Source organism: Hydrogenophaga sp. 5NK40-0174 (assembly GCF_040372165.1).
Classification (GTDB): domain Bacteria; phylum Pseudomonadota; class Gammaproteobacteria; order Burkholderiales; family Burkholderiaceae_C; genus Hydrogenophaga.
The window spans coordinates 1-737 of record NZ_BAABWG010000019.1; the positions used below are offsets into that span (position 1 = coordinate 1).

A 737-nucleotide genomic window follows, 5' to 3' on the forward strand; every position below is an offset into this window, starting at 1 on the left:
TGGGATGCTGATCAGGGATATGTTTTCAGTCACTCCGCCAAGCAGTGATAATTCAGTGACTTTTCAGACGATTCACTTTTGTGGTTCGTATGATCAATATTGGCGTTTCGATGAGAAGTTTCTTGCTGAGTACGATCAACTACTTTCCAGACTATGCTGGGGCTTTTCAAAAGTCATTCATGACTACTGTGGACATCGCCTCGAATTTACCGCGAGCGATCACAACAACGAAGATCCGGTGATGCCCACGAAGAGCTGGACAATGAAGCACTACGACAGTATGTACGCCAACGAAAAAGAAGTGTTCGGCTGGGACTGAAGTGCCTGAGCGCGGGGTCGGTGGGGTCGCGTCTTGCCTTTTGCCTCTCTCGTAGGAAACGCGGTGGCAGCTCCACCCACATGACGACGTGACCCCTCGCGCACCTACGGCAAAAGCTTCGAGACCGACAAAGAGCTGTTCCTCCAGGGCCTGAACCTCTACAGCTGGACCGACGCCGAAGGCGACCGCCTGCTCAAAGGCCTGTACGACGGCAGTATCAAACCCGGTCACCCCGAATACGAGAAGGCCCGCGCAGTAGCCGAGCAAGCGTTTCGCGAAGCGTATGCGCACCACGCCGAGTACGAGACGCAGCTCAAGTTCAACAAGGAAAGCGCGCACTACCAGGCGCAGCGTATCGACCTGAGCGGGTACGACGTCAACGACCTGTTCCACAGCGGGGTGAAGATCTTCCGCAAGA

General features: G+C 54.8%; 1 protein-coding gene. It reads left to right on the forward strand.

Annotated elements, in window-relative coordinates; all coding sequences use genetic code 11:
• Positions 1-319, forward strand: a 319-nt coding sequence (locus ABWV89_RS18840; protein ID WP_353400618.1) for a hypothetical protein, incomplete at its 5' end; no start/stop codon positions are given.
• Positions 320-737: the final 418 nt, after the last annotated feature.